Origin of the sequence: Streptomyces sp. NPDC127098 (assembly GCF_042722465.1) — a bacterium.
Classification (GTDB): domain Bacteria; phylum Actinomycetota; class Actinomycetes; order Streptomycetales; family Streptomycetaceae; genus Streptomyces; species Streptomyces millisiae.
This window is the reverse complement of the sequence record NZ_JBHXFJ010000035.1, coordinates 49,504-71,074: the sequence shown is the minus strand read 5'-3', so window position 1 is coordinate 71,074 and position 21,571 is coordinate 49,504. Positions and strand designations below refer to the sequence as shown.

General features: G+C 72.4%; 16 protein-coding genes. 3 read left to right on the top strand and 13 right to left on the bottom strand.

Annotated elements, in window-relative coordinates; translation table 11 throughout:
- Positions 1 to 66 precede the first annotated feature (66 nt).
- Positions 67 to 297: a hypothetical protein gene (locus ACFWI8_RS22000; protein WP_387094194.1), complete on the top strand. Its 231-nt coding sequence runs from the start codon at positions 67 to 69 to the stop codon at positions 295 to 297.
- 322 nt (positions 298 to 619) lie between these two features.
- On the opposite strand, the gene ACFWI8_RS21995 is transcribed toward ACFWI8_RS22000, so the two are convergent.
- The 5 genes from ACFWI8_RS21995 to ACFWI8_RS21975 form a co-directional block, all read right to left on the bottom strand.
- A complete protein-coding gene (locus ACFWI8_RS21995) occupies positions 620 to 2,254 on the bottom strand; it encodes an RNA polymerase sigma factor (protein ID WP_387094192.1) in 1,635 nt (544 codons plus the stop codon).
- A 283-nt stretch (positions 2,255 to 2,537) separates the two neighbouring features.
- Positions 2,538 to 3,503 carry a FadR/GntR family transcriptional regulator gene (locus tag ACFWI8_RS21990; protein ID WP_387094189.1) on the bottom strand — a complete coding sequence of 322 codons (966 nt, stop codon included), beginning with the start codon at positions 3,501 to 3,503 and terminating at the stop codon, positions 2,538 to 2,540.
- 99 nt (positions 3,504 to 3,602) lie between these two features.
- On the bottom strand, positions 3,603 to 5,378 hold the full coding sequence (locus tag ACFWI8_RS21985; protein ID WP_387094186.1) for an ATP-binding cassette domain-containing protein: 1,776 nt from the start codon (positions 5,376 to 5,378) through the stop codon (positions 3,603 to 3,605).
- Positions 5,379 to 5,491: 113 nt separating this feature from the next.
- Complete coding sequence (locus tag ACFWI8_RS21980; RefSeq protein WP_387094183.1) at positions 5,492 to 6,232, bottom strand: NUDIX domain-containing protein; 741 nt, start codon at positions 6,230 to 6,232, stop codon at positions 5,492 to 5,494.
- Positions 6,233 to 6,262: 30 nt separating this feature from the next.
- On the bottom strand, positions 6,263 to 7,417 hold the full coding sequence (locus ACFWI8_RS21975; protein WP_387094180.1) for a DUF4192 domain-containing protein: 1,155 nt from the start codon (positions 7,415 to 7,417) through the stop codon (positions 6,263 to 6,265).
- Positions 7,418 to 7,558: 141 nt separating this feature from the next.
- On the opposite strand from ACFWI8_RS21975, the gene ACFWI8_RS21970 reads away from it, so the two are divergent.
- Entirely contained in the window at positions 7,559 to 9,790 is a 2,232-nt protein-coding gene (locus ACFWI8_RS21970; RefSeq protein WP_387094177.1) for a RecQ family ATP-dependent DNA helicase, read from the top strand.
- Positions 9,791 to 9,795: 5 nt separating this feature from the next.
- On the opposite strand, the gene ACFWI8_RS21965 is transcribed toward ACFWI8_RS21970, so the two are convergent.
- The 6 genes from ACFWI8_RS21965 to nrdR all read right to left on the bottom strand — a co-directional run bounded on the left by ACFWI8_RS21965 (position 9,796) and on the right by nrdR (position 16,430).
- Positions 9,796 to 10,500, bottom strand: coding sequence for a ribonuclease HII (locus ACFWI8_RS21965; RefSeq protein WP_387094174.1), 705 nt, complete (start codon positions 10,498 to 10,500; stop codon positions 9,796 to 9,798).
- Positions 10,501 to 10,513: 13 nt separating this feature from the next.
- The gene (locus tag ACFWI8_RS21960) at positions 10,514 to 11,179 is read right to left on the bottom strand and encodes a histidine phosphatase family protein (RefSeq protein ID WP_387094171.1); all 666 of its coding nucleotides are present in this window, start codon (positions 11,177 to 11,179) and stop codon (positions 10,514 to 10,516) included.
- A gap of 44 nt (positions 11,180 to 11,223) precedes the next feature.
- On the bottom strand, positions 11,224 to 11,832 hold the full coding sequence (locus ACFWI8_RS21955; protein WP_387094168.1) for a YdbC family protein: 609 nt from the start codon (positions 11,830 to 11,832) through the stop codon (positions 11,224 to 11,226).
- 86 nt (positions 11,833 to 11,918) lie between these two features.
- Positions 11,919 to 12,683, bottom strand: coding sequence for an SDR family oxidoreductase (locus ACFWI8_RS21950; protein ID WP_387094165.1), 765 nt, complete (start codon positions 12,681 to 12,683; stop codon positions 11,919 to 11,921).
- A gap of 159 nt (positions 12,684 to 12,842) precedes the next feature.
- Positions 12,843 to 15,740: a vitamin B12-dependent ribonucleotide reductase gene (locus ACFWI8_RS21945; protein WP_387094163.1), complete on the bottom strand. Its 2,898-nt coding sequence runs from the start codon at positions 15,738 to 15,740 to the stop codon at positions 12,843 to 12,845.
- A 174-nt stretch (positions 15,741 to 15,914) separates the two neighbouring features.
- The gene (gene nrdR / locus ACFWI8_RS21940) at positions 15,915 to 16,430 is read right to left on the bottom strand and encodes a transcriptional regulator NrdR (RefSeq protein ID WP_387094160.1); all 516 of its coding nucleotides are present in this window, start codon (positions 16,428 to 16,430) and stop codon (positions 15,915 to 15,917) included.
- A gap of 492 nt (positions 16,431 to 16,922) precedes the next feature.
- Here nrdR and lexA point away from each other — a divergent pair, with 492 nt between their 5' ends.
- Positions 16,923 to 17,666: a transcriptional repressor LexA gene (lexA, locus tag ACFWI8_RS21935; protein ID WP_387094158.1), complete on the top strand. Its 744-nt coding sequence runs from the start codon at positions 16,923 to 16,925 to the stop codon at positions 17,664 to 17,666.
- A 58-nt stretch (positions 17,667 to 17,724) separates the two neighbouring features.
- Here the strand turns inward: lexA and ACFWI8_RS21930 are convergent, their stop codons facing one another.
- Both ACFWI8_RS21930 and ACFWI8_RS21925 read right to left on the bottom strand, forming a co-directional pair.
- A complete protein-coding gene (locus ACFWI8_RS21930; RefSeq protein WP_387094155.1) occupies positions 17,725 to 19,737 on the bottom strand; it encodes an ATP-dependent DNA helicase in 2,013 nt (670 codons plus the stop codon).
- A gap of 43 nt (positions 19,738 to 19,780) precedes the next feature.
- Entirely contained in the window at positions 19,781 to 21,550 is a 1,770-nt protein-coding gene (locus ACFWI8_RS21925) for an IucA/IucC family protein (RefSeq protein WP_387094153.1), read from the bottom strand.
- Positions 21,551 to 21,571: the final 21 nt, after the last annotated feature.

Below are 21,571 nucleotides of genomic sequence, written 5' to 3'. Positions count from 1 at the left end.
AACGTTCTCGGCCTGGTTGGATGTTGTCCCTGGTACGACAGCTCGTCGAGCTAGAGAAGAGGCGACGTGACTACTGTTCTGACCCCCGCGACCCCGCTGACGGCCGGGGACCGCTGCGACCGCTGTGGTGCCCAGGCGTATCTCCGCGTGGTCCTCATCAGCGGCGGAGAGCTGCTGTTCTGCGCCCACCACGGCCGCAAGTTCGAGCCGGAGCTCAAGAAGATCGCCGCGGAGATACAGGACGAGACGGAGAAGCTGACCGCGACTCCCGCATCCGCGCACGACGACGAACGCTGATCCAAGCGCTGATCCGACCACGGATCCGATCTGACGTATCGCGTTTCCTGACGACGGGCTCCGTCCGGCCGGCGCCCCGGCTGGACAGCGGGCGGTCGACCGCGCACGCGCGGTGACCGCCCGTTTCCGTACCGCTCGTCACCCCCGGGGCCGTCGGGCTTCGCCGCCCGACTTCCCGCCCCGTACTCGTCCCGCACGCTGCTGAGCGTGCGCCTGGCGCCGCCGTACGCCCGCTTCATGCTGCCCACACACGCCGAACGGCCGGCGGCCCCACCAGGGGGGCCGCCGGCCGTTCTCGCGCGCCTCGAGGGCTCGGGGAGCCTCAGTCGAGGTAGTCGCGCAGCACCTGCGAGCGCGACGGGTGCCGCAGCTTGGACATCGTCTTGGACTCGATCTGCCGGATCCGCTCGCGCGTGACCCCGTAGACCTTGCCGATCTCGTCCAGCGTCTTGGGCTGGCCGTCAGTGAGGCCGAAGCGCATCGAGACGACGCCGGCCTCCCGCTCGCTCAGCGTGTCGAGCACGGAGTGCAGCTGCTCCTGCAGCAGCGTGAAGCTGACCGCGTCGGCCGGCACCACGGCCTCGGAGTCCTCGATGAGGTCACCGAACTCGCTGTCGCCGTCCTCGCCGAGCGGGGTGTGCAGGGAGATCGGCTCCCGGCCGTACTTCTGGACCTCGACGACCTTCTCCGGGGTCATGTCGAGCTCCTTGGCCAGCTCCTCCGGGGTGGGCTCCCGGCCCAGGTCCTGGAGCATCTGCCGCTGGACGCGAGCGAGCTTGTTGATCACCTCGACCATGTGGACCGGGATCCGGATGGTGCGGGCCTGGTCGGCCATGGCGCGGGTGATGGCCTGGCGGATCCACCAGGTGGCGTAGGTGGAGAACTTGTAGCCCTTGGTGTAGTCGAACTTCTCCACCGCGCGGATCAGGCCCAGGTTGCCCTCCTGGATCAGGTCCAGGAAGAGCATGCCGCGGCCGGTGTAGCGCTTGGCCAGCGAGACCACCAGGCGGAGGTTGGCCTCCAGCAGGTGGTTCTTGGCACGGCGGCCGTCCTCGGAGATGATCTCCAGCTCGCGCCGCAGCTTGGGGGCGATCTTGTCGGAGCTGGCCAGCTTGTCCTCGGCGAAGAGACCCGCCTCGATGCGCTTGGCGAGCTCGACCTCCTGCTCGGCGTTGAGCAGCGGGACCTTGCCGATCTGCTTGAGGTAGTCCTTGACGGGGTCGGCCGTGGCACCGGCGGCCGCCACCTGCTGGGCGGGGGCGTCGTCCTCGTCCTCGTCGGAGAGCACGAAGCCCTCGTTCTCCGGCTTGCCGTCCGGGCCCTCGCCCGGGGCGCCCGCCCGCACGGCGCGGTCGGTGGGCCCCTCGAGACCCTCCTCCTCGCCCTCCAGGAACTCGTCGGCGAGCTCCTTCTTGGGCTCGTCCTTCTTGCCCGCGGTCTTCTTGGTGGCCACCGGCCCCTTCTTGGCCGCCGGGGCCTTCTTGGCGGTGGCCTTCTTCGCCGGGGCCTTCTTGGCGACCGCCTTCTTGGCCGGGGCCTTCTTCGCCGCCGGCCTGCTCACGGAGCCGCCCGCCGCCTCGCCGTACTCGGCCTCACCCGCCGGTTCCTCCGGGCGAGCCATGGCCGTGGCCTGCTTGGCCGGAGCCGTCTTCGCCGCCACGGTCTTGGTCGCGGTGCGCTTGGCCGGCGTCTTCGCGGCGACACTCTTCCGGGTGCGCTTGGGCGCCTCGGCGGCACTCACCATCAGCGTCACGCCCTCCTCGTCGAGGATCTGGTTGAGGCTGCGCAGAACGTTCTTCCACTGGGCTTTCGGGATCTGGTCAGCCTCGATGGCCCGGCGCAGATCATCGCCGGCGATCTGCCCCTCAGCCTTTCCCCGTTCGATCAGCGCCATCACAGAATTGGACTCGGCGATCTCGGCAGGGAGAGTACGGGAAGTGCTGGCCGACACGAACAACCTCTCGGAAACTCTGGGAACGGCTAGGACCCGCCCGAAGCAAGCGGAACCCTGACCGGCGGCGGGGTGGGCCGACGGTGGTGGTGCGGAGGACACGGACCTCGGGTCCGGCCACTGCGGCCACCTCTTCAATCATCGCGCTGCTTCCCGAAGCGTTACGCGGCTCGTACGTGGCGCGAGTCACATCGCGAGTCCCCGCGTGACGGGCCGAGCCCGAAGCGCCGTCGGAGCCCTGCCGGGCCAGGTTCCGACGACGCCGGGGCGCGTGTCCTTCCGCCGCCGCTCAGTGCTCGCGCGGGGCGGGAACCACATGGTCCGAGCCCGCCGCGGCCGCGGCGCCGTCCGAGGGGAACGTGAGCAGGTGACGCATAGCGGTCTCGGCGGCGGCCGGCTCGCCCGAGGTGATGGCGTCCACGATGCGCTGGTGCAGGCCGACGGAGCCTTCCGTCGGGTGCTCACAGCCGGAGGCCGCCCCGCCGGAGACCTGGAGCGCGGAGGCGACGATGCCCGAGAGGTGCTCCAGCATGCGGTTGCCCGCGGCCTGGAGGAGCAGGGCGTGGAACTCGGCGTCGGCGCGGGAGAAGGTGAGCGCGTCCCCCTGAGCGAGGGCGTGGGTCATGATGTCGACCATGTCGCCGAGACGCTGGCGCACCTCCTCGCGGGTGTCGCCGGCGGCGAGCCTGGCGGCCAGCGGCTCGATGGTCAGGCGGAGCTCACACAGCTCGCGGCGCTGGTCCTCGCGCTGGGGGCCGAAGGCCCGCCACTCGATGATGTCGGGGTCGAGCAGGTTCCAGTCACCGACGGGGCGGACCCGGGTACCGACGTTGGGCCGGGCGCTCACCAGGCCCTTGGCCTCGAGGACCCGCAGGGACTCGCGCACCACGGTGCGGGAGACCTCGAAACGCTGGCCGATCTCCTCGGGAACCAGCGGCCGGTCGGCGCCGAGGTCGCCGGAGACGATCATCTGGCCGAGTTGTTGGACGAGTTGGCCGTGGAGCCCGCGGCCCCGGCTGCCTGCGGCCCGCCGGCCGACCCGCCCCATGTCGGGGTCGGGGCCGTCCCAGGCGGGGGCGTTGGTGGTGCGAGCCGCTCCCGTCGACTCGGCGTACGAGTAGCGGTCCAGCTCACCCGGTCCGCTGGGGCCGGAGTCGGCGGAACGGGTGGCGGTCATCATGGAGTGCGCAAGGGTAGTCACGCCTCCTTTGTCGGCGGCCCTCGTTGACACCTTGAGGTCTTTGGTGAAAAGCACACGAAAGGGTGATCGGCGACTCCCGCATAATTGACGCCTAACCGGAAGGAAAGGGACTCCTCGCCGTCATCACCACCTCAGGGCGGGCCGACTCGCCGCTCACCATGGGCTGTTGCGCAGGCTGACCAGGGCATAGCCACACGTCAGGACGGCCAGCGAGAGGGCCAGTGCCCCGCCGATCGGCTGGGTCGCGAGCTCCGCGGGAGCGAACGGCGGGCGGTCAGCCCCGGCCGGGAGCGGAAGACTGGTCAACGCGTGGAGCCTGCCGGACAATCCGCCGAGGGAGCGCTCGGCACCGCTGCCGAGCGCCGCGCGCAGAGCGGGGGCGAGCGCGAGCGGCACCGCGCCGACGGCGGCCAACCCGACCAGCGTGGACCGGAAGATGCCGGCGGCGAGCAGCCCGGCCCAGGCACAGCCGACGGAGAGCAGCACGGTGCCCGAGAGCGCCACGTCCCAGGCACCGGAGATCCGCCGGCCGTCGACGAACAGCACGGTCAGGACCGCCGAGTTGACCGTGAGGGCGCACCCGCACAGCGCGACGGCGGCCGCGGCGGACACCGCCAGCTTGCCGGCGAGCAGCGAAAGACGCCTGGGCACCGGAGTGCGCGCCGGGGCCAGCGCGGGGTACCGGAACTCGTGCCCGAAGGAGAGCGCCCCCAGCAGGCCGGCGGCCATCGCGACCGGGGGCAGTGGCAGCGGCTCGGCCCACCCGGCGAGCACGCGTTCGGCGGGCCGGGCACCGCTGGCCGCGAGGGCGAGCGCGGCCACCACCCCGCCGAGCAGCGCGACGGCCATCACCCACCACCCGGTGGGCACCCCGACCCAGCGGCGGGCCTCGTAACGCAGAGGCCAACTCGGGCCGGGGGGCGGCAGGGCGGGGAGCGCGGGCCGCACCGCCGAGCCGCGCGCCCGCGGGGCGTCGGGCCCGCCGGCGCCGGCGGGCGCCCGGCCGTCGGCCCTGGTCAGCGGGCCCACCGGCGAACGGCCCCCCGACTCCCCCACCTCGTCCGCGAGTTGGTGCACCAGCACCCGGTGTCTGAAGGCCACCTCGCCGACCGCCGCGCAGTCGCTCCCGTACACCGAGATCCGGTTACCCGACTCCCTGACGATCTCCACGGACGGCTCGCCCTCGGCGTTACGGGCCGCGCGGAACTCGCCGGACAGGGCGGAGGCCAGGCGCTCCGCATGCGGAGTGCGCACGGCCACCCGGGGGCGCAGCCGGGTACGGGCGAAGTCCTCGCCAGTCTGGTCGGCCACCAGCCGCCCCGCGCTCAGGCTGACCACCCGGTCGGCCAGCCCGGCCGCCTCCTCGACGCCCCGCACGGCGACCAGGACGGTGCCACCTCGCGCCGCGTATCCGCGCAACAGCCCGTGCAGCCAGGCGGTCTCGCGCGGCCCCAGGCCGAGGGACGGATCGTCGAGCACCAGGGTGTGCGGGTCCCCGAGGAGTGCCACGGCCAGCCCGAGCCTGCGGTCCATGCCCCGGGACAGCGTCCCTAGCCGGTGGTCGGCGAGCCCGCCGAGGCCCACCTCCTCCAGCATCTCGTCGGCGCGGTCCACCGGAACCCCTGCGGCGGCCGAGAGCATCCGGAGGTGCCCGAGCGCGGTGCGCCGTGGGTGCCCCGGCACGTCACCGAGCAGGGTGCCGACCTCCCTCACCGGATGAGGCACCCTGGCCATGGGGCGCCCGCGGAAGAGCGCGACACCCCGCCCGGGGGACAGCTGGAGCATCAGCCGCAGCGCGGCCGACTTGCCGGATCCCGGGGGCCCGAGCAGCACGGTCACCTGGCCGGGGCGCGCCTCGAAGGTGAGGTCGTCGACGGCCGGGGGGCGGCCACGTCGGGACGCGCCGGTGAGCCCGATGGCCTGGATCATCGATATCTCCCGTTGAGCGTGCACTCTCCGGCACCATAACGGGACATATCTCATTTTCCGGGCGACGCGCGGAGGTCGTGCGACCGGCCCGACGCGGCGCCCGCGTGGCCCGACTACACCTCGGGGCGCAACATCGGGGGGTTGAGGGCGGTGGCCTCGCCGGCCCTGAAGAGCTGTGCGGGACGCCCGCCCTGACGCGTCGTCGTGCCGCCGACCGGCACCAGGAAACCCGGGGTCCCGGTGACCTTGCGGTGGAAGTTGCGCGGGTCGAGGGCGACTCCCCAGACCGCCTCGTAGACCCGGCGCAGCTCGCCCACGGTGAACTCGGCCGGGCAGAAGGCCGCGGCGAGCGACGAGTACTCGATCTTCGACCGGGCCCGCTCGACCCCGTCGGCGAGGATCCGCGCGTGGTCGAAGGCCAGCCGCTCGGCCGGGGCACCGCCGTCGCCCCCCAGCAGTCCGGCCACCGGCGTCCACTGGGCGCCCCCGGCGTCGCCGCCCGGAGTCGGCGCCGGGAGGTCGGGAGCGAGCACCAGATGCGCCACGCTGACCACCCGCATCCGGGGATCGCGCCCGGGGTCGCCGTAGGTCGCCAGCTGTTCCAGGTGGGCCGCCGCGTGCCGGCTGCCCGAGTCCTGGGTGCGCAGCCCCGTCTCCTCGGCGAGCTCGCGAGCCGCCGCGGAGGCCAGATCCTCGTCCACCCGCACGAAGCCCCCGGGGAGCGCCCACTGCCCCTGGAACGGCTCCTCGCCCCGGCGGACCGTGAGCGCGCACAGGGCGTGGCGCCGGACGGTGAGCACGACCAGATCGACGGTGACGGCGAACGGCGGGAAGTCCGACGGGTCGTAGGGCATGCCGTGATCATAGGGGCCTCCGGCACCCGCTCAGTGCTCGCGGGCGGCCCGCTGCTGACGCATGCAACGGCGCAGAGGCTCGGGATCGAGGCCCTCGTTGCACGCCTGGTGGAGCAGCCTGGCGAAGACGTACTCGGGGTCGATCTCCAGCGCTCTGCCCAGCGCCACCCGGGCACCGAGCTCGTCTCCGGTGGACCATGACACCCAGCCGGCCAGGGTGAGCGGGGCGGCGGCGTGGGCCTCGTACGCCGCCACGCAGCGCCGGGCGAGCGCCCGCCAGAGGCGGAGGGCCACCTCGGCTTCCGGCCCCTCCATCCACTCGGCGGCCCGGTCGCGGGTCAACCGGTCCTGGAGGCCGAGCACGAGGCGGGCGGCCTCCTCGCAGGTGAGCAGGGAGTCGTCCGAGGGGTCGGCCGACGGGTCGTCCCGCCCGCTGGAGAGGGCCGCTCGACGGAAGCGGGTCAGCAGCCGCTCGGCGAGCTCGACGGTCTCGCCGCGCACGGTCAGGGCGTCGGTCGTGCCGCCGAGCATCCTGGGCACCAGCGCGACGGCGGCCGCGTCGAAGGCACGCGCCTGGCGAGCGGCCTCCGGCTGGCCGAGCGGCGCGAACCTGCGCTCCAGCTCCCGGAGAGAGCCGCGCACCCGGATTCCGGCATAGGTGGCGGCGGCCGCCATCGCCGAGGTCCCGGCCTGGGGTAGCTCGTTGCCTTCGCCGGAGCAACAGCCGGTGCCCGGGCAGCAGTAGGACCAGTAGCGGTCCCTGGACAGGAAGAGCGCTTCGTATACCGGGACGTCGAGCGCCCCGCAGGCCGTGCGGAGGCACTGGGCCAGCGGGCGCAGCCGCTCCATGGCCTCCTTGGCGGACTGCCCCTCGGACGCCTTCTGACAGAGGTAGACGACGGCAGCGTCCGGGCTGGTACCGGCTCTGCCTCCGCTCTCCGCGAGGCAGGCGGCGAGCTGCCGGGCGGTCTCCTCCCAGCTCTCCGGGTCGCCCGGGATGCCGGTGCGGATCCGCCCGCCCACCCGGCCACGCGGACCGTGCAGGGCGACGAGCACGATCGAGTCATCCGGTTCGAAGCCGAGCAGGTAGGGCAGGGCGTCGGCCAGATCGGCCGGGCCGCGGAGCGTGACCCGGTTGTCGGCGGTGAGGGCGACTTCACGAACGGAATCGGTGTGGTGAGTCATGCCAGGAGCGTGCCTGGGGTCGGCGAAGGGATGCGGAGAGTTATCCACAGGCCGGCGCCGCGATCCGATTAGTCGCATGAATGACCGGTTTATCCACAGGCTCGTTGGCAGAGTGTCCCCGCCATCCGCTTGCATGGGGGCATGCAGCACACACCCGCGGGAGCTCCCCCGCACTCCGCCCCCACCGGATCCGCCGAGACCGGGTCCGATCCCTCGGCCCGGTCGGCGCTGCGCGCGGCGGCCGACGCCGTGCTGGCCCGCCTGGTCGGTGACACCACGGACCGGGCCGCGCTCCGCCCCGACCAGTGGCGGGCCATCGAGGCACTGGTCGCGGAGCGCCGCCGCGCGCTCGTCGTCCAGCGCACCGGCTGGGGCAAGTCCGCGGTGTACTTCGTGGCCACCGCCCTGCTGCGCGAGCGGGGCAGCGGTCCGACGGTCATCATCTCGCCGCTGCTCGCGCTCATGCGCAACCAGATCGAGGCCGCGGCCAGGGCCGGCATCCGTGCCCGCACCATCAACTCGTCCAACAGCGAGGAGTGGGAGGGCGTGCGCGCCGAGGTGGCCGCCGGTCAGGTCGACGTGCTGCTCGTGAGCCCGGAGCGGCTCAACAACCCGGAGTTCCGCGACACCGTGTTGCCAGAACTCGCGGCGAGCACCGGCCTGCTGGTGGTGGACGAGGCCCACTGCATCTCCGACTGGGGCCACGACTTCCGTCCCGACTACCGCCGGCTGCGCACCGTGCTTGCCGAACTCCCGGCCGGCGTTCCCGTGCTCGCGACCACGGCCACGGCCAACTCCCGGGTGACGGCGGACGTCGCCGAGCAGCTCGGCACCGGCGGCGACAGCGCCGAGGCGCTCGTCCTCAGAGGGCCGCTCGACCGGGAGAGCCTGCGGCTCTCGGTGCTGCGGCTGCCCGACGCGGCGCACCGGCTGGCCTGGCTCGACGGGAATCTGGAGCGGCTCCCCGGCTCCGGCATCATCTACACGCTCACCGTGGCGGCGGCGGAGGAGGTCACGGCCTATCTCACGGCGTGCGGGCACCGGGTCGCCGCCTACACCGGCCGCACGGAGAACGCGGACCGGGTGGCCGCCGAGGACGACCTGCTGGCCAACCGCGTCAAGGCACTGGTCGCCACCTCCGCGCTCGGCATGGGCTTCGACAAGCCGGACCTGGGCTTCGTCATCCACCTCGGCTCGCCCTCCTCCCCTATCGCCTACTACCAGCAGGTCGGCCGGGCCGGCCGCGGTGTGGACCAGGCCGAGGTGCTGCTGCTGCCGGGGCCGGAGGACGAGGCGATCTGGCGGTACTTCGCCTCGCTGGCGTTTCCCCCCGAGTCGCAGGTGCGGCACACCCTCCAGGTCCTGGAGGCCGCCGGCCGGCCGATGTCGTTGCCGGCCCTCGAGCCCCAGGTCGAGCTGCGCAGGTCACGCCTGGAGATGATGCTCAAGGTCCTGGACGTGGACGGTGCTGTCCGCAGGGAGCGCGGCGGCTGGTCGGCGACCGGCAAGCCCTGGGCCTACGACGCCGAGCGGTACGCGTGGGTGGCACGTCAGCGGTCCGCCGAGCAGCAGGCCATGCGCGAGTACGCCACCACCACGGGCTGTCGGATGGAGTTCCTGCGACGCCAGCTCGACGACCCGGAGGCCGCGCCGTGCGGCCGCTGCGACAACTGCGCGGGCGCCAGGTTCGAGACCGGCGTGGCCCAGGCGGCGCTCGAGGCCGCGCGCGGCGAGTTGACCAGGCCGGGGATACCGCTCGAGCCGCGGCGGATGTGGCCCACGGGGCTGCCCGCGCTCGGGCTCGAGCTCAAGGGCCGCATCCCACCGGGCGAGCAGGCCGAGGCGGGCCGGGCCCTCGGGCGGCTCTCCGACATCGGCTGGGGGAACCGCCTCCGCCCGCTCCTGTCCCCCGGTGGGCAGGACGGCCCGGTCCCCAAGGACGTGCTGGACGCCGTGGTGGCGGTGCTGGCCGACTGGGCCCGCGGGCCGGGCGGCTGGGTCGCCGGGGGCCCCGACGCCCTGGACCGCCCGGTGGGCGTGGTCCGCGTCGCCTCCCGTGCCAGGCCGAGCCTGGTCACGTCGCTGGCCGAGGGCATCGCCGCCGCCGGTCGGATGCCGCTGCTCGGCACGGTCCGGCACGCCGAGTCGGCGTCCCGGGCCCAGCGCAGCAACAGCGGCCGCAGGGTGCTGGAGCTGCACGGCTCACTGGAGCTGGCCCCGGGCACGGTGGAGGCGATCAGGCAGACCCCGGGCCCCCTGCTGCTAGTCGACGACTTCGCCGAGTCGGGCTGGACGCTGGCGCTGGCCGCGCGGCTGCTGCGCGGCGAGGGCGCGGGGCAGGTGCTGCCCCTCGTCCTGGCGGTGCAGGGCTGACCGGGTCAGAAGATGCCGAGCTGGCCGGCGTCTTCCAGGGACTCGTCGGCCACCGCGTCCCGGTGGGCCGGGAGCTTGAGATGGCGCCAGCGTGGCAGGGCGTCCATGTAGGCCCAGGAGAGCCGGTGATGGGGCGTGGGGCCCAGCTCCTCAAGGGCCGCCCGGTGCACGGGCGAGGGGTAGCCGGCATTGCTGTCGAAGGCGAACTCCGGATGCTCCGCGCCGAGGTCGGCCAGCAACGCGTCCCGCCGCACCTTGGCGATCACGGAGGCGGCGGCCACCGCCACGCAGGACTGGTCTCCCTTGATGACCGTGCGCACCTGCCAGGGGGCGCCGAGATAGTCGTGCTTGCCGTCCAGGATCACGGCGTCCGGGCGCTCCGGCAGGCCCTCGAGCGCCCGGACGGCGGCCAGTCGCAGGGCCGCCGTCATGCCCAGCGCGTCGATCTCCTGTGGCGAGGCGTGTCCCAGGGCGTACGAGGTGACCCAGTCCGTCAGCACCTCGGCGAGCGCGGTGCGGCGCAGGGGGGTGAGCAGCTTGGAGTCGGTCAGGCCCTCGGGCGGGCGCCGCAGCCCGGTGACGGCCGCGCACACCGTGACCGGTCCGGCCCAGGCGCCACGGCCCACCTCGTCGACGCCGGCGACCAGCCGGGCTCCGGTCAGGGCCCTGATGGACCGCTCGACGCGGTGGGTGGGAGGTTCGTACGGCATGTCGCGGCCCACCCTACGCACACCAGCCCTGGAAGGGCCGCTCGGGTGTGTGCCAGTGCTCGAAGGGGCGGTCGAGGTGGTAGCGGCGGTCCCGGCCGAGTACCAGCTCGCGGGTCTCGCCGTTCCCCGGGTTGGACAGCGACTCGAACTCGGCGACGGTCCAGTGCAGCCAGCGCATGCAGAACAGCCGCATCGTCAGACCGTGCGTCACCAGCAGCACGTTCGGCGGATGGTCGGGCTCCTCGAAGCTGCGCCACAGGCTCTCCAGGAAGGCGCCGACCCGGTCGTAGACATCGGCCCCCGACTCCCCCTGGGCGAAGCGGTAGAAGAAGTGACCGTAGGCGTCCCTGGCGCGCTTCTGGCGCAGCACGTCCTGCCGGTCCTGCCAGTTGCCCCAGTCCTGCTCGCGCAGCCGCGGCTCCTCGCGCACCCGCACCCTGGTCGGGTCGAGACCGAGCAGTTGGAACGTCTGGTGGGTGCGACGATAGGGCGACACATAGGCCGAGACCCGCTCCGTACCGAAGATCTCCCGCAGGTGCTCGCCGGCGCTCCTCGCCTGGAGCCGCCCCTTGGCCGTCAGCTCCAGAGCGTGATCGGGGATGTGCTCGTACACGGAATCGTCATAGTTCCCCTGTGACTCTCCGTGCCGGAGGAGCACGATACGCCGCGGCTGTGCCATGGTGCCACCCTATGCGACGGCCTTCGGCCACCCGGACAGCACCGTCACACCGTCCAGGCCGGCTCCATGTCGATGACGTCTCCCGCGATCGCGGCGACATCGGCCCCGATCTGCGCCCGCAACGCCAGCCGCTCCACCCGCTCGGTGCGGTACTTGGCCCGCTCGGCCGCCGAGTCCCACATCGAGAGCACCAGGAACTCGCTCTCCGGCTCGGCCTCCGCGAAGATCCCTCGCAGCATCCCCGGCGACCCCGCCATCGCCGGGTTCCACACCTTCTCCTGCATCAGGGCGAAGTGCTCCGCGCGCTCCTCGTGCACCCGGCAGTGCGCCACCCGCAACAGGTCGGCGTCCGCGAACATCGGCTCGAACCCGGTCTTGACGTCGAACCGGTACTCGAAGAGCCGCACCCGCATGTCCTGGTAGGTGCCGGTCTGGCTGGCCGCGAGCCGGTCGTGGGACCTGGCCATGAAGGAGTCGTAGAACGCCCGGCTCTCCCAGAAGCCGAACAGATGCACCACGCCCTGGCGGCCACGACTCCACCCGCCGCCCTGGGCCCGGAACCCCGGCTCGCCCAGCAGCCCCGCCCACTTCCGCTGCCCCCGTTCGAAGCCGACCTTGTCGACCACGGTGCATCGCATCCACTTGACCAGCACCGCGCCATCGTAAGGCCAACCGGGCCGCCCCCTCGAATACCGGCCAAGTCAGGGGAGAACACGCACCGTTCGTCATGCCCGGCCCATCAGTGATGAGCCAGGAACTCCTCGAACGACACCCGCCCGTCCGCGTGTTCAGGCGCCAGCAGCGCCCCCTCCCGCACGGCCCGGAACGACTTGGCCGGCAGCCGCAGCGGCAGCACGGGGCGGTGCAGCCCCTCGGCCCTGACTGCCTCCCTGGTCAGCTCCTCGGCCGAGCGGATCTCGGGGCCCGCCATGTCCGCCACCCGCCCGGCCGGCTCCCCGGTCGCCAACTCGGCGAGCCGCCGGCCCACCTCGGCGGCCTCCACCGGCTGCAGACGCGCGCCACCGCCCAGCGTGACCACCGCGGGGAACAGGCGCTGAGCATGCACGAAGCGGGTGATCAGGCTGTGGAACTGGGTGGCCCGCAGGATCGTCCACGGCAGCCCCGACTCCTCCACGAGCCGCTCGCACTCCAGCTTGGCCCGGTAGTAGGGGAAGGTGGGTACGCGGTCGATCCCCACGATCGAGATGTAGACCAGGTGCGGGGTCCCGGCCTCCCGCGCCGCCCCGATCAGCCGCCGGGTGGCCGTGATGTCGGCCCGCCCGATGGTCGTGGCACAGTGCACGACCACGTCCACGCCGGCCATCGCGGGGCCGAGCCCACGACCGGACTTGAGGTCGCCGGTGAACCACCTCACCGGCAACCGCTCGCCCTCGTCACGGCTCCGGCGGCTGAGGACCCGCACCTCGTGCTCGTCCTCCAGCAGCCGCGCCACCACCTCACGCCCCAGCGTCCCCGTGCCGCCGGTCACCAGGATCACGCTCATGACCACCGCCTTCCGCCACCCCCGTCGCTCACCAGTGTGGGCGACTGACCCGAATCGCGCACACCGGGCGCTCCCGCCACTCCCCCGGCACGCCGGAGGGGGAGCCGGCCGGAACCGACTCCCCCTCCTGCCCCCGCGCGCCGGGAGCGCGCGGCCCGATCAGCTGCAGCCGCTGGTGGAGCCGCAGCCCTCGCACAGGTAGCAGCTGCCGGCGCGGCGCATCTTCGTGCCACAGGCGAGGCAGAGCGGCGCGTCCGCGTTCAGCCCGAGGCGCATCTCGGCCAGCTCCGTGGAGCTGTGCGCCTCACGCGGAGCCGGGCTCTCCTGCACCGGCACCTCGGGGGCCGGCGGCGTCGGCGCGCTGGACGTCCGGGGCGCCTCGGCCTGGCGGGGCGCCGACTGGGAGAGTCCCTCGACGTCGAGCTCGTCGTCCGTCGGCTCGTAGGAGCCGGTCTCCAGGTGGCGCTGCCGCTCGGTCGCGGTGTGGATGCCCAGCGCCGAGCGGGTCTCGAAGGGCAGGAAGTCGAGCGCCAGGCGGCGGAAGATGTAGTCCACGATGGACTGCGCCATCCGCACGTCCGGGTCGTCCGTCATGCCCGCCGGCTCGAACCGCATGTTGGTGAACTTGGAGACGTACGTCTCGAGCGGCACGCCGTACTGGAGGCCCACGGAGACGGCGATGGAGAAGGCGTCCATCATGCCGGCCAGGGTCGAGCCCTGCTTGGACATCTTCAGGAAGACCTCGCCGAGGCCGTCGTCCGGGTAGGAGTTGGCCGTCATGTAGCCCTCGGCACCGCCCACCGTGAATGAGGTGGTGATCCCCGGACGGCCCTTCGGCAGCCGCTTACGGACCGGCCGGTACTCGACGACCTTCTCGGGCTCGACGGCCACCGCCGCCGGGGCCTCGGCCTTCTCCGACTCCTTCTTCTTCGCGGAGAGCGGCTGCCCGACCTTGCTGTTCTCCACGTAGACGGCCAGCGCCTTGACGCCGAGCTTCCAGCCCTCCAGGTAGATCTCGGCGACGTCGTCCACCGTGCTGGTGCTCGGCATGTTGACCGTCTTGGAGATGGCACCGCTCAGGAACGGCTGGGCCGCCGCCATCATCCGCACGTGGCCCATCGGCGCGATGGAGCGCTCGCCCATCGCGCAGTCGAACACCTCGTAGTGCTCCTGCCTGAGCCCGGGCGCGTCCACCACGTTGCCGTGCTCCGCGATGTGGGCGACGATCGCCTCGATCTGCTCCGGCTGGTAGCCGAGCCGCTTGAGCGCCTTGGGCACCGTGTTGTTGACGATCTGCATGGAGCCGCCGCCGACGAGCTTCTTGAACTTCACCAGCGCCAGGTCCGGCTCCACACCCGTGGTGTCGCAGTCCATCATCAGGCCGATGGTGCCCGTCGGGGCCAGCACGGAGGCCTGCGCGTTGCGGAAACCGTTCTTCTTGCCGAGCCGCAGCACGTCCTGCCAGGCCTCGGTGGCCGCGGCCCAGACCGGGCTGTCCAGGTCGTCCATGCGCTTGGCCGCCGCGTTGGCCTCCGCGTGCTGCCGCATGACCCGGTTGTGCGCGTCCGCGTTGCGCGCGTAGCCGTCGTAGGCCCCGACCACCGCGGCCAACTCGGCGGACCTGCGGTAGGAGGTCCCGGTCATCAGCGAGGTGATGGCGCCCGCCAGCGCCCGGCCGCCGTCCGAGTCGTAGGCGTGGCCCGTGGCCATGAGCAGGGCGCCGAGGTTGGCGTAGCCGATGCCCAGCTGCCGGAACGCCCTGGTCGTCTCGCCGATCTTCCGGGTCGGGAAGTCGGCGAAGCAGATGGAGATGTCCATCGCCGTGATGACCAGTTCCACGACCTTGACGAACCGCTCGGCGTCGAACGACTGGTTGCCCTGGTCGTCGTCGTTGAGGAACTTCATCAGGTTCAGCGAGGCCAGGTTGCACGAGGAGTTGTCCAGGTGCATGTACTCGCTGCACGGGTTGGAGGCGCTGATCCGCCCCGACTCCGGCGAGGTGTGCCAGTGGTTGATGGTGTCGTCGTACTGGATGCCCGGGTCGGCGCAGGCGTGGGCCGCCTCGGCCATCTTGCGGAAGAGCGCCTTGGCGTCCACCTCCTCGATGATCTCGCCGGTGGTCCGCGCCCGCAGCCCGAACTTCGAGCCCGACTCGACGGCGCGCATGAACTCGTCGTTCACCCGCACCGAGTTGTTGGCGTTCTGGTACTGGACGGACGTGATGTCGTCGCCGCCCAGGTCCATGTCGAAGCCCGCGTCCCGCAGGGCGCGGATCTTCTCCTCCTCCTTCACCTTGGTCTCGATGAAGGCCTCGATGTCCGGGTGGTCCACGTCGAGCACGACCATCTTGGCCGCGCGGCGAGTGGCGCCGCCCGACTTGATGGTGCCGGCCGACGCGTCCGCGCCACGCATGAAGGACACCGGCCCCGAGGCGTTGCCGCCCGAGGACAGCAGCTCCTTGGAGGACCGGATCCGCGAGAGGTTGAGCCCCGCGCCCGAGCCGCCCTTGAAGATCATCCCCTCTTCCTTGTACCAGTCGAGGATCGACTCCATGGAGTCGTCGACGGAGAGGATGAAGCAGGCGCTCACCTGCTGCGGCTGCTGGGTGCCGACGTTGAACCACACCGGCGAGTTGAAGCTGAAGATCTGGTGCAGCAGGGCGTACGCCAGCTCGTGCTCGAAGATCTCCGCGTCCGCCGGGGAGGCGAAGTACTCGTGCTCCTCACCGGCCGCGCGGTAGGTTTTGACCACGCGGTCGATCAACTGCTTGAGGCCGGTCTCCCGCTGCGGGGTGCCGACGGCGCCGCGGAAGTACTTGCTCGTGACGATGTTGACCGCGTTCACCGACCAGAAGTCGGGGAACTCGACGCCCCGCTGTTCGAAGTTGACCGAGCCGTCGCGCCAGTTCGTCATGACGACGTCACGACGCTCCCACACCACCTCGTCGTAGGGGTGGACCCCGGGAGTGGTGTGGATGCGCTCGATCCGCAGGCCCTTGGCGCCCTTGCCGCCCCTGGCGCGGGATCCTCGTGCCGGGCCGCTCGTCGTCTCTGTCATTCCGCCTCCCTGTACGGGCATGCGCCCTTGTGCCATCCGGTTCGCACCGGATCGCGCGTTCTGTTCTGATGGCCGGAGCGCGACCATGCGCCTCGGTCAAGCTCTCTGTGTGTGTCGTCCGCCCGGGACGGCGGCCGGCGTGGTGCCCCGCCTCGCCGCCTGAGGTGCCGGGCGCTAGCCGGCGGCCGCCGGTCGGCCCTCGGGGAGGGGGGCCGCGCCCGCGTCGGCGGGTGGTCGCTCGGGCGCGAAGCCCTGGCGCAACTCGGCGATGGCGGCCTCGAAGTCCTCGAGGGAGTCGAAGGCACGGTAGACCGAGGCGAAGCGAAGATAGGCGACCAGGTCGAGCTCGCGGAGCGGGCCGAGTATCGCCAGGCCCACGTCGTGGGTGGAGAGCTCGGCGCTGCCGGTGGCGCGCACGGCCTCCTCCACCCGCTGGCCGAGCTGCGCCAGCGCGTCCTCCGTGACGGGACGCCCCTGACACGCCTTGCGGACGCCGGCGATCACCTTGTCCCGGCTGAACGGCTCCGTCACGCCGCTGCGCTTGATCACCATCAGCGAGGCCGTCTCCACCGTGGTGAACCGCCGCGAGCAGCTCGGACACTGCCGACGCCGGCGGATCATGGTCCCGTCGTCCGCGGTGCGGCTGTCGACGACGCGGCTGTCGGGGTGCCTGCAGAAGGGGCAGTGCATCGCTCACTCCCTTCCTCACGGCGCTGACGACTCATGCGAGCCTCGATCACGGAGCGTGCTCACACGAACATGGCGGCACGACTCCACCACCCGGGCCGCGCCGTCGGCGCTCCCCGGGGGACACTGCCAAGCATAGGCGATTTCCCTCGCCAAGGATGACGCGAGACCACAATTTCTGGGATCGTTTTGACAGCAGACCACTAGATCTAGGGGTGGCGGGGGGTAGGCTGTCAACATCATCGCCGCGCGTGTCGCTGCGGGACGGCCGGGACCGAGTGCGGGCCGCGCGCGAGCGGCCGGCGAACGCATGGGAGGCTATCGCATGGCCCGGTAACCGTTCGCGGCCGACCCCGGCCGACGCGAGCTCTTTACACCCACCCTCTTGATCACGTCAGCTGATCAGCGATTTTTCACTCGAACGTGTGTTTGGCGCAACCTTTCGATAGCAACTACCGTTGTCTGACTAGGGAGTACCACCGAGAAGGGGCCGACATGACCACCGCAGCAGACGACGCCATCACCGCCGCTGAGCGCCGCCATGACCGCATCGCGGCGCCCGGGGCCCCCCGTTCGATGCCCGGCCGACCTCCCGGCATCCGAGCCGACAGCTCGGGGCTCACCGATCGCCAGCGCCGGGTCATCGAGGTCATCCGCGACTCGGTGCAGCGTCGCGGCTACCCACCGTCCATGCGGGAGATCGGCCAGGCGGTCGGCCTGTCGAGCACCTCCTCCGTCGCCCACCAGCTGATGGCCCTGGAGCGCAAGGGCTTCCTGCGGCGCGACCCGCATCGCCCGCGCGCCTACGAGGTGCGCGGCGCCGAGACCCCGGCCCCCCAGGTCACCGACACTGCGGGCAAGCCGGCGGCCTCCTATGTGCCGCTGGTCGGCCGGATCGCGGCCGGTGGCCCGATCCTGGCCGAGGAGTCCGTCGAGGACGTGTTCCCGCTCCCCCGGCAGCTGGTCGGGGACGGCGAGCTGTTCGTGCTCAAGGTCGTCGGGGACTCGATGATCGAGGCCGCCATCTGCGACGGCGACTGGGTCACGGTGCGCCGCCAGCCGGTCGCGGAGAACGGCGACATCGTCGCCGCGATGCTGGACGGCGAGGCCACCGTCAAGCGGTTCAAGCGCGAGGACGGCCAGGTCTGGCTCCTCCCGCACAACGCGGCCTACCAGCCGATCCCGGGGGACGACGCCACCATCCTGGGCAAGGTCGTCGCCGTGATGCGGCGGATCTGACCGCCTCCGCCGGTTCACCGCCCCCCGGGCCGCCCGGTGCCCGTTGTGACGCCGTGCCCTATGACGCGGTGGCGCCCTCGACCGCCGCGTCCCGCGCGGCCGCGTCGATCGCGGCGAGCGAGCGCCGCACCTGATTCCGGTCGGTGGTGTACCAGAAGTCCGGCATCGAGCTCCGCAGGAAGCCCCCGTAGCGCGCCTTGGCCAGCCTGGGGTCGAGCACCGCGACCACGCCTCGATCCCCGGTGGCCCGCACCAGCCGGCCGGCCCCCTGCGCCATCAGCAGCGCGGCATGGGTGGCGGCCACGGCCATGAAGCCGTTGCCGCCGGCCTCCTCCACCGCCTTCTGCCGGGCACTCACCAGCGGGTCGTCCGGCCGGGGGAAGGGGATCCGGTCCATCACCACGAGCTGGCAGCTCGGCCCCGGCACATCAACCCCCTGCCAGAGCGAGAGCGTGCCGAAGAGGCAGGTCCGCGCGTCCTCCGCGAAGGTACGGATCAGCTCGCCCAACGTCTCCTCGCCCTGCAGCAGGATCGGCACGTCGAGGCGCCCCCGCAGCTCCTCCGCCGCCGTCTGCGCGCCACGCATCGACGAGAAGAGCCCCAGCGTGCGCCCACCGGCCGCCTCCACGAGCTCGGCCAGCTCGTCGATCATGTCCGCTCGGCTGCTGTCCCGCCCGGGCGGCGACAGGTGCTGCGCGACATAGAGGATGCCCTGCTTCCGGTAGTCGAAGGGCGAGCCCACGTCGAGACCCTTCCACTCCGGGAACTCCTCGTCGTGCTGCCCCTCGGGCGCCAGGCCGAGCGAGGCGCCCACCCCGTTGAAGTCCCCGCCGAGCTTGAGCGTCGCCGAGGTGAGCACCACGGAGCGGTCCTCGAACAGCTTCTCCCGCAGCAGCCCGGAGACCGACAGCGGCGCCACCCGGAGCGACGCACCGTACCGGTCGTGCCGCTCGTACCAGACGACGTCGAACTCCGAGCCCTGCACGATGCGCTCGGACACCTCCTGGACCGTCTCGATCGAGGCCAGCGCCTGCTTGCGCACCGCGTCCTCGTCGGCCACGGAGGCGTCCCTGGTGTTCCCCAGGGCGGTGATCGCGGCGCGGGCCGCGTCGCGCAGGGCCGTCAGCGCGTAGCCCAGGTCCTCGGGGATCTCCTCGAGCCGGCCGGGCAGGGCCAGCTCCATCAGCCGCTCGAAGCCCTCGGCCGCCGTGGCCAGCCGGTCGGCCGTCTTCTCGTCGATCAGCTTGGCGGCCCGGCGCACCGCCCGCCCGACGCCGCCGGGCGTCAGCTCACCGGTCGCCACCCCGGTCACCCGCGACACCAGCTCGTGCGCCTCGTCCACGATCAGCACGTCGTGCCCGGGCAGCACCGGCGCGCCCTCGATGGCGTCGATCGCCAGCAGCGCGTGGTTGGTGACGATCACCTCGGCCAGCTTGGCCCGCTCCCGCGCCGCCTCCGCGAAGCACTCGGCGCCATAGGCACACCTGCTGGCGCCGAGGCACTCCCGGGAGGAGACCGACACCTGGGCCCAGGCCCGATCGGAGACGCCGGGGGCCAGGTCGTCCCTGTCCCCCGTCTCCGTCTCGTCCGACCAGTCCCGCAGCCGCAGCAGGTCCTTGCCGAGCCTGCTGGTGGGCCCGCCGGTCGACTCCGCCACCTCGAACTGGTTGAACAGGCCCTCCTCGTCGTCCTGCGGCACGCCCTCGTGGAGGCGGTGCAGGCAGAGGTAGTTGGACCGGCCCTTCAGGGTGGCGAACTCGGGTCGGCGGCGGAGCAGCGGATGCAGCGCCTCCACCGTGCGCGGCAGGTCACGCTCGATCAGCTGCCGCTGGAGCGCGAGGGTGGCGGTGGCCACCACCACCCGGTCCCCCGTGGCGATGGCCGGCACCAGATAGCCCAGCGACTTGCCCGTGCCGGTGCCGGCCTGGACCAGCAGGTGCGTGCCGTCCTGGAACGCCTCGGCGACCGCCTCCGTCATCGCGACCTGCCCGGACCGCTCGGCACCTCCCACGGCGGCGACGGCGGCGTGCAGCAGATCGGTGAGGGTGGGCTTCCCTGATGTGGCAGTCATAGGGCTGACACCCTACGCGGCTCCACTGACACTCTCGTCCCGCTCAGGGGCAGTGCAGCGGATTCGCGACAGTCCCGTGGACCACGGCGTGCGGGCGCTGCGGCCGGTCCCGGTAGCCGTCCAGGTGCAGCCGGTTGCGGTTGAGGCACAGCCGCTCGATGCGCGGGCTGAGCAGGTCGAACGCCTCGAACCGGTGCTTGAGCTCCGGGAAGCGGTGCTGGTAGTGGAGGATCTCCGCCCGGACGAGTGACCAGAAGTCGCCCTCCTGGACGCCGAGTTCCCGCTCGCACAGCGGGGCCAGGTAACGGAAGACCCCGACGAAGAGGCCGGAGTGGATGAACTGCGGGAGAAACGCGGGCGGCTCGGTGAGCAGCACCTCGCGCACCTGCCGCGGGATCGCGTCGAACTCGGGCAGCGGCTCGGCGCTCAGGTTGACGTCGTCCACGAAGTCCTTGACCGCGAGCCTGACCGGGATGTCCCGCTCGTCGAAGACCACCAACGCGTTCTCACCGTGCGGCGAGAAGACCGTGCCGTAGCGGTAGAGGAAGTGCAGCAGCGGCGGCAGCAGCGCCGCGAACAGGCTCCGCAGCCAGCTGCGGGCCGAGAGCCCCGAGCGCTCGACCAGCTCGGCGGTCAGGGACCGGCCGGTGGCGTCGGTCCAGAGCAGGGCGGCGAGAGTGCGGGCCCGCTCCCCGGCGCCCAGGTCGGGCCCGATCGGCTCCCGCCAGATACAGCCGAGCAACTCCCGGTACTGGTAGGGGACGGTGGGGAGCCGGTCGTAGAGGGGGTGCTCGACGGTGACGGAGGCGATCTCACCGAGCAGCACGGGCCTGGTCTCCTCGGCCAGGAACGGATCGCCGTCGCGCACCGCGTGCACCCAGCCGGTGACGGCGGGGGCGGCCAGCGTGCGCTCGGTCGGCAACCCGCGCCACACCAGGGTGTTGAGGATGGAGAGCGGCAGCTTGACGGTACGGCCGTGCGGGCGGCTGGCGTTGAGGAAGGTGCGGACGGACTGCTGGGGCAGCCGTAGGTCGCCGTCGGTGGGCAGGGGTATCAGCGCGCGGGAGGCGAGCTGCGGGGCGAAGAGAGTCGCGATCGTCTCGTCCCACTGCCAGGGGTGGACGGGCAGCCACAGGTAGTCGGCGGGGTCGCGTCCCTGTTCTGCGACGGTGCGGGCGAACGCCTCGCGGGTGGCGCCGGTCAGCTCGTCGGCGTACAGCGCCTCGGGCCTGGCCAGCGCGGATATGCCCCGGTAGTGGGCGAACTCGCGGTGTGCCGCGAGCCAGGGCAGTGGGCGGGGGGTGCGGGACTCGGGGGCCCAGCGGGCGGCGTCGGTGGCGGAGAAGCCGAGGCGGCCCTTGTTCGCCACCAGCCACGGGTGGCCGGTCTGGCGCCCCTCGAGCGCGGCGTGGTCCAGGTCGGCGAGCTCCGCGGCGCTGATCGGGTCGGCCGCCAGGGCCACGTCGGCGCTGAGGGTCGCGGTGAGCTCGCGGATCAGATGGCCCGTGGTGTCGCCGGAGAGCCCGAGCAGCGTGTCGTGGGCTCGCGCCACGAACTCCAGCGGGTCGGCGCCGGGTGGCAGGCTCGCCGGATCCACGCTCCAGTGGCCGTAGGCGCCGCGCCTGGCCCGGAAGCGGTAGCCGAGGTCGGCGGCGACGCGCAGGTGGTAGGCGTCGGCCGGCGGGCCGTCCGGGCGAGGGGTGACGATGCCCTCGTAGGCGAACTCGCCGATCATCTTGGCCAGCAGTCCGCGGGCTGCCAGCTCCCAGACGGTCTGGCCGGCGCTGGCCGGCCTGGCGGGAAACGGGGACACGGGCTCTCCTCCTCGGTCGCG

Coding starts and splice junctions, on each gene's coding strand:
- ACFWI8_RS21985 (WP_387094186.1), bottom strand. CDS start 5,378: ATGATCCAGGCCATCGGGCTCACCGGCGCGTCCCGACGTGGCCGCCCC.
- ACFWI8_RS21980 (WP_387094183.1), bottom strand. CDS start 6,232: ATGCCCTACGACCCGTCGGACTTCCCGCCGTTCGCCGTCACCGTCGAT.
- ACFWI8_RS21975 (WP_387094180.1), bottom strand. CDS start 7,417: ATGACTCACCACACCGATTCCGTTCGTGAAGTCGCCCTCACCGCCGAC.
- ACFWI8_RS21970 (WP_387094177.1), top strand. CDS start 7,559: ATGCAGCACACACCCGCGGGAGCTCCCCCGCACTCCGCCCCCACCGGA.
- ACFWI8_RS21965 (WP_387094174.1), bottom strand. CDS start 10,500: ATGCCGTACGAACCTCCCACCCACCGCGTCGAGCGGTCCATCAGGGCC.
- ACFWI8_RS21960 (WP_387094171.1), bottom strand. CDS start 11,179: ATGGCACAGCCGCGGCGTATCGTGCTCCTCCGGCACGGAGAGTCACAG.
- ACFWI8_RS21950 (WP_387094165.1), bottom strand. CDS start 12,683: ATGAGCGTGATCCTGGTGACCGGCGGCACGGGGACGCTGGGGCGTGAG.
- ACFWI8_RS21945 (WP_387094163.1), bottom strand. CDS start 15,740: ATGACAGAGACGACGAGCGGCCCGGCACGAGGATCCCGCGCCAGGGGC.
- nrdR (WP_387094160.1), bottom strand. CDS start 16,430: ATGCACTGCCCCTTCTGCAGGCACCCCGACAGCCGCGTCGTCGACAGC.
- lexA (WP_387094158.1), top strand. CDS start 16,923: ATGACCACCGCAGCAGACGACGCCATCACCGCCGCTGAGCGCCGCCAT.
- ACFWI8_RS21930 (WP_387094155.1), bottom strand. CDS start 19,737: ATGACTGCCACATCAGGGAAGCCCACCCTCACCGATCTGCTGCACGCC.